The sequence below is a fragment of the Sandarakinorhabdus sp. genome (genome assembly GCF_031422795.1).
GTDB lineage: Bacteria > Pseudomonadota > Alphaproteobacteria > Sphingomonadales > Sphingomonadaceae > Sandarakinorhabdus.
In genome coordinates this window covers 1-3,862 of the sequence record NZ_JANPML010000059.1, presented here as the reverse complement: position 1 = coordinate 3,862, position 3,862 = coordinate 1, and the positions used below count along the sequence as shown (strand labels likewise).

Genomic DNA, 3,862 nt, shown 5'->3' with positions numbered 1-3,862 from the left:
GTGCCGCAGATCGCCAATCCGGCAGCAACGCTGTTTGGCGAAGATCAGGGCCGCTATATCGTCACCACCAACGATGCGGCTGCGGTGATGGCGCAGGCACGCGCTGCGGGCGTGACCCCGGTGCCGATCGCCGTGACGGGCGGCAACGATCTGGTGTTCGAGCTGCCGGGGCGTGGCGGTGAACAGCGTGTGGCCTTGGCCGAACTGCGGACCATCCACGAAACCCGGCTGCCGGCGATGCTGAAAGGCTGATTGCCGCGCAACTGTAACACGGCCATGTTCTGGTCTGGTCTTCAGAAATAAGGAGCGCGAATCATGGGCATGCTGGATGAACTGCTGAGCCAAGCGGGCGGGCAGATTGATATTGCCGGGTTGGCGGGCAAGGCCGGGCTTGATCCGGGCATGGTGAAGGGCGCGCTTGATCAACTGCTGCCGCAGATTGCCGATCCGGGCGTGAACAATGCCGCGGCCGTGGCCGATGTCGCCAACAAGTCCGGGCTCGACGCCGGCGCGCTGGGCAGCTTGCTGCCGCAACTGGTGCAGGCCGCGCAACAGGCCGCTCAGGGCGCTGGCGGTGCAGGCGGTGTGCTGGAGCAGGTGATGGCCGGTCTGGGCGGTAACGCTGGCGGCGCCGGCGGGATGCTGGGCCAGGTGGCCGGCATGCTGGACCGCGATGGCGACGGTAACCCGATCAACGACATTATGGGCATGCTGGGCAAGAAATAGCCAGACCTTGAAATTCCAGCTGCCGGGGCCAGATTCAGCGTGATCGCGGCACCCGGCCGCCGGAGTATCACCTGAATTGACCAGTCCCTTCGCTGCCCCTGCGTCGCTTGCTGGCCTGAGCCCGCGTGACCGCAGCCGCGCCCGCATCGTGGCGCTGGAGCATGTGCTCGAGGGGCTGATAAAGGTGCCGATCATCGGGCGCCGTATCGGTCTTGATGCCATCATCGGATTGGCACCAGGCGTTGGCGATGCCGCCACTGCCGCGCTTGGACTCTATCTGGTCTGGGAAGCCCGCAATCTGGGCGCGTCGCGCGGCACGCTGCTGCGCATGTTGGCCAACGTCGGGATCGATACAGCGATCGGCAGCGTGCCGATCACTGGCGACCTGTTCGACCTGTTCTTCCGCTCGAACAGTCGCAACCTGAAACTGGTCAAGCGGTTGCTCGATCAGCGCTGATCAGGCGAAATCCAGGCCGATATCGGCGGCCGGCGCGCTCTGGGTGATGCGGCCGACGCTGATGAAGGTGACACCGGTTTCGGCAATGCCGCGAATCGTGTCAAGGCGGACACCGCCAGAGGCTTCGGTGGGCACGCGGCCGGCGATCAGGGCCACCGCCGCCTTCAGTGTAGGCACATCCATATTGTCGAGCAGCAGGCGATCGGCACCGGCGGCCAGTGCTGGGGCGATCTGATCGATGCGGTCAACTTCCACCACGACGCCGCGCAGACCAGCGGCCTTGGCGGCGCGCACGGCGGGCTCCACGCCGCCGGCCACCGCGATGTGATTGTCCTTGATCATCACGCCGTCATCCAGCCGCATCCGGTGATTGGTGGCGCCGCCCATCCGGGTCGCGTATTTCTCCAGCGCGCGCAGGCCCGGCAGGGTCTTGCGGGTATCCAGCAGCACCGCGCCTGTGCCGGCGATGGCATCGACATAGGTGCGGGTCATGGTGGCGATGCCGGTGAGATGCTGCACCGTGTTGAGCGCCGAGCGTTCGGCGGTGAGCAGCGCGCGGGCATTGCCCTCGATGCGCATCAGATCGGTTCCGGCAGGCACGGCGTCGCCGTCCTGTGCCAGCATCTCGATGCCACAATCCGGATCAAGTGCGCGGAAAAACGCGGCAGCCAGCGGCAGGCCCGCCACCACGATGGGGTCGCGGCTGTCCATCACCGCAGTCAGCCGCGCATCAGCCGGGATGACGGCAGCGGACGTGATGTCGCCGCCCTGCCCCATATCTTCGGCCAGAGTGGCGGCAACGAAGGCGGCGATGGCGAACCCGTCAATCACCGCGCACCGGCACCGGCGACACATTGCCGGCCATTTCGAGCATCCGATCAAGGCTGCGCTTGGCGCGCACTCGCACATCTTCCGGCACTTCGATCTGCGGGGTGAGATCACGCAGGGACAGATAGAGTTTCTGCATCGTGTTGAGCGCCATATAGGGGCACATGTTGCAGCCACAGTTGCCGTCTGCGCCCGGCGCGCCGATGAAATTCTTGTGCGGGGCGGCCTTCTGCATCTGGTGGATGATATTGGGCTCGGTCGCGACGATGATGGTGGGTTCGGGCGAATTCAGCGCATAATTCAGGATGCCGCTGGTCGCGCCGATATAGTGCGCCAGATCGAGGATCGCGGCCGGGCATTCCGGGTGGGCCAGCACGGGCGCGGCCGGATGCAGGGCCTTGAGCTTGAGCAATTCGGTGACCGAGAATTTTTCGTGCACCATGCAGGTGCCATCCCACAGCAGCATGTCGCGGCCGGTCTTGCGGTTGAGCCAGGCGCCCAGATGCTTGTCGGGCGCGAACAGGATTTTTTGATCAGCGGGCAGTTGGTTGATGATCTTTTCCGCCGACGACGAGGTGACGATGATGTCGCTTTCGGCTTTCACCGCCGCCGAGCAGTTGATGTAGGTGAGGCTGATATGATCCGGGTGGGCGCGGCGGAAACGCGCGAAATCATCCGGCGGGCAGCTGTCTTCGAGACTGCAGCCGGCCTTCAGATCGGGCAGCACCACGGTTTTCTGCGGGGAAAGGATTTTCGCCACTTCGGCCATGAATTTCACGCCGCAAAAGGCGATCACATCGGCATCGGTGGCGGCGGCCTTCTTCGAAAGATCAAGGCTGTCGCCGACGAAATCGGCGATGTCCTGGATTTCCGGCGCCTGGTAATAATGCGCGAGGATGACGGCGTTGCGTTCCTGTTTCAGGCGCAGGATTTCGGCCTTCAGATCGATGGCGGGGCCGCTGCCGAGCGGGTTCAATCGCGCGTCCATCACGCTTCTCCTTGGGTCTGCCAATTGTCGCCAGCGCGGGTCACCTTGCCGCGCCGTTCCAGATCAATCAGGTGCGCCAGCACGCTGCGGCCGGCGGCCGGGTGCAGGCGCTTGTCAACCATGGCATACATCGCTGCCACCATCTGATCTATGGTTACCAGCCCTTCGCCGATGGCGCGCATCACCTGGGTTTCGCGCTGGCGGCGGTGGCCCAGAAGATGCTTCACAAAGCGCTGCGGATCGGTGACCGGCTCGCCGTGGGTCGGGTGGTAGATGGCATCATCGCGGGCCATGAGTTTTTCAAGGCTGGCCATGTAATCGGCCATGTCGCCATCAGGCGGGGCGACCACGGTGGTGCTCCAGCCCATGACATGATCGCCGGTGAACAACGCCTTTTCCTCGGCAAGCGCATAGCACAGGTGATTGCTGGTGTGGCCGGGAGTGGCGACGGCGGTGAGCGTCCAGCCGGGACCGCTGACGCTGTCGCCATCGGCCAGCACCCGGTCGGGCGCGTAGGTCGCGTCGAATCCGGCATCGGCGCGCGGGCCATCATCCGACAGCACCAACGGTGCGCAGCCCACAATGCTGGCGCCAGTGGCGGCCTGCAAGGCCGGTGCAGCCGGTGAATGATCCATGTGGGTGTGGGTGATCACGATATGCGACACCGTCTCGCCGGCCAGCCCATCGATCAGGGCGCGAACATGCGCCGGATCGGCCGGGCCGGGATCGATCACCGCCACCGTGCCGCCGGGCCGGCCGACGACAAACGTGCCCGTGCCGGTGAAGGTGAACGGCGACGGATTCTTCGCCAGCAGCCGGCGCACCAGCGGAGAGCGGGGCTGCAGATGCCCATAAGCGGCGCT

At 65.1% G+C, this 3,862-nt stretch carries 5 protein-coding genes and 1 pseudogene; 3 read left to right on the top strand and 3 right to left on the bottom strand.

The window, feature by feature from the left end; all coding sequences use genetic code 11:
• The 3 genes and pseudogenes from RMO81_RS02475 to RMO81_RS02465 all read left to right on the top strand — a co-directional run.
• Positions 1–252: pseudogene (locus RMO81_RS02475) on the top strand (phosphoribosylformylglycinamidine synthase II); the annotation flags it as partial.
• Positions 253–315: 63 nt separating this feature from the next.
• A complete protein-coding gene (locus RMO81_RS02470) occupies positions 316–726 on the top strand; it encodes a hypothetical protein (RefSeq protein WP_310474141.1) in 411 nt (136 codons plus the stop codon).
• 76 nt (positions 727–802) lie between these two features.
• The gene (locus tag RMO81_RS02465; RefSeq protein ID WP_310474140.1) at positions 803–1,183 is read left to right on the top strand and encodes a DUF4112 domain-containing protein; all 381 of its coding nucleotides are present in this window, start codon (positions 803–805) and stop codon (positions 1,181–1,183) included.
• Here RMO81_RS02465 and nadC read toward each other — a convergent pair whose 3' ends face one another.
• Genes nadC through RMO81_RS02450 form a run of 3 tightly spaced genes read right to left on the bottom strand, consistent with a single transcriptional unit; the run spans position 1,184 to position 3,844 of the window.
• Complete coding sequence (gene nadC / locus RMO81_RS02460) at positions 1,184–2,038, bottom strand: carboxylating nicotinate-nucleotide diphosphorylase (RefSeq protein ID WP_310474139.1); 855 nt, start codon at positions 2,036–2,038, stop codon at positions 1,184–1,186.
• Complete coding sequence (gene nadA, locus RMO81_RS02455) at positions 2,007–2,999, bottom strand: quinolinate synthase NadA (RefSeq protein ID WP_310474138.1); 993 nt, start codon at positions 2,997–2,999, stop codon at positions 2,007–2,009. The genes nadC and nadA overlap by 32 nt, the downstream gene beginning before the upstream one ends.
• The gene (locus RMO81_RS02450; RefSeq protein WP_310474143.1) at positions 2,999–3,844 is read right to left on the bottom strand and encodes an MBL fold metallo-hydrolase; all 846 of its coding nucleotides are present in this window, start codon (positions 3,842–3,844) and stop codon (positions 2,999–3,001) included. The genes nadA and RMO81_RS02450 overlap by 1 nt, the downstream gene beginning before the upstream one ends.
• Positions 3,845–3,862: the final 18 nt, after the last annotated feature.